This is a genomic window from Neisseria sp. P0021.S006, assembly GCF_051956895.1.
The window spans coordinates 1-1801 of the sequence record NZ_JBQCWZ010000245.1; the positions used below are offsets into that span (position 1 = coordinate 1).

Here is a 1801-nt window from a genome sequence, read left to right on the forward strand (position 1 = left end):
TGGCGTTTATGGCAGGCGCAGTCGGCTTTACTGCAGGTTTGTATTACGCCATTACCTATGCTTTGATGGCGGCAGTCAGCTTCGGTGTTTTGATGGTATTGTCCACCAAAGACATTGAATGTGAAAATATCAAAGACCTCGCAGGCCTTAACCAACGCCATGCATGGTTTGCCTTCCTGATGTTGCTGTCTATGTTCTCCATGGCGGGTATTCCGCCGCTGATGGGTTTTTACGCCAAATTCGGCGTGATTATGGCACTCTTGAAACAAGGCCATGTTTGGTTGTCCGTATTTGCCGTCATCATGTCGCTGATTGGCGCCTTCTACTACCTGCGCGTGGTCAAAGTCATCTACTTCGATGCGCCTGATCATGACCAGCCGGTCGGCAGTAACTATGCCGCTAAATTTGTTCTGACGGTCAATGCCTTCTTGCTGCTCCTGTGGGGTATCATGCCGCAAACCGTTATCGACTGGTGTGCCAAAGCATTGGAAAATACCCTGTAAGCTTCAAACAAAACCAACGGCGGCTGTTCCAAAGCCGCCGTTTTTGTTAGGATTCGCATTCGGATGAAATATACCCAAAGTTCAGACGGCCTCAAGCCTTTGAACAATCATCAAGCAGGTATCATCAAGATATTGAATATTCCACGGATAATGATGGGCAAGAATGCCCATTTAACATGTTAAAATCACATATAGGCCGTCTGAAAACCGAAAGACCATCATGACCGCATCCATGTACATTCTTTTGCTGTTGGCACTTATCTTTGCCAACGCACCATTTATTACCACCAAATTCTTCGGCATCATCGCCCTGAAACGCAAACATATCGGCCATCACTTGATCGAGTTGCTGGCAGGCTTCCTTCTTACCTCGATCCTCGCCTATATCCTCGAATCGCGAGCTGGTGCCGTGCATGCCCAAGATTGGGAGTTTTACGCGACCGTTGTCTGCCTCTACCTGATTTTTGCTTTTCCATGCTTTGTATGGCGTTACTTTTGGAATGAACGGAATAGAGAGTAGGATTTGAATTAGGAAAAGGCCGTCTGAAAGATTTTCAGACGGCCTTTATTTTGTTTGATGTTAAATATCGGTTAGAAAACAAGGCTGTTGGGGCGTAAAGCCTTGTCGTGGTGGCGGTTTAACGGTACTATTCTCGGTTAATCCTGTTTTATTCCTATGAAATTGAAAGTATAAGATGATTAATGATATTCAAAAGACAGCTGAAGGCAAAATGCAGCGTTCTCTGGAAGTATTGAAAGACAATTTGGCTAAAGTGCGTACCGGCCGTGCGCATACCGGCCTGCTCGACCAAGTGGAAGTGGAATACTGGGGCAGCATGGTGCCTGTGAGCCAAGTGGCAAACGTAACGCTTTTGGATGCGCGTACGATCGGTGTGAAACCGTTCGAGAGCAATATGGCTGCAAAAGTCGAGAAAGCGATTCGTGATTCCAACTTGGGCCTGAACCCTGCTTCTGTCGGTGATTTGATCCGTGTTCCAATGCCTATGTTGACTGAGGAACGCCGTAAAGATTTGATCAAAGTAGTACGCGGCGAAGCGGAAGAGGGCCGTGTGTCTATCCGCAATGTGCGCCGTGATGCAAACGACCACATCAAAAAATTGTTGAAAGACAAAGAAATTTCTGAAGATGAAGCCCGCCGAGGCGAGGAAGCGGTTCAGAAGTTGACCGACAAATATATTGCTTAGGCAGACAAGCTCTTGGCTGCCAAAGAAGAAGATTTGATGGCGATTTAATCCTGTGTGCAAACCGTTCAGACGGCCTTTGGACGGTTTGTTCCC

Annotated in this window: 3 protein-coding genes; all 3 read left to right on the top strand. The window is 47.0% G+C overall.

Features of this window, described 5'->3' with window-relative positions; all coding sequences use genetic code 11:
- Positions 1-503 (top strand): NADH-quinone oxidoreductase subunit N (locus tag ACTHUM_RS12990; RefSeq protein ID WP_440403058.1); only part of this gene is annotated, 503 nt, incomplete at its 5' end.
- A 220-nt stretch (positions 504-723) separates the two neighbouring features.
- A complete protein-coding gene (locus ACTHUM_RS12995) occupies positions 724-1023 on the top strand; it encodes a DUF2818 family protein (RefSeq protein WP_107768626.1) in 300 nt (99 codons plus the stop codon).
- A 175-nt stretch (positions 1024-1198) separates the two neighbouring features.
- Positions 1199-1708, top strand: coding sequence for a ribosome recycling factor (gene frr / locus ACTHUM_RS13000; protein ID WP_440403059.1), 510 nt, complete (start codon positions 1199-1201; stop codon positions 1706-1708).
- Positions 1709-1801 lie beyond the last annotated feature (93 nt).

Excerpts from the sequence above, each read along its gene's own strand:
- ACTHUM_RS12995 (WP_107768626.1), top strand. The coding sequence starts at position 724 with ATGACCGCATCCATGTACATTCTTTTGCTGTTGGCACTTATCTTTGCC.
- frr (WP_440403059.1), top strand. The coding sequence starts at position 1,199 with ATGATTAATGATATTCAAAAGACAGCTGAAGGCAAAATGCAGCGTTCT.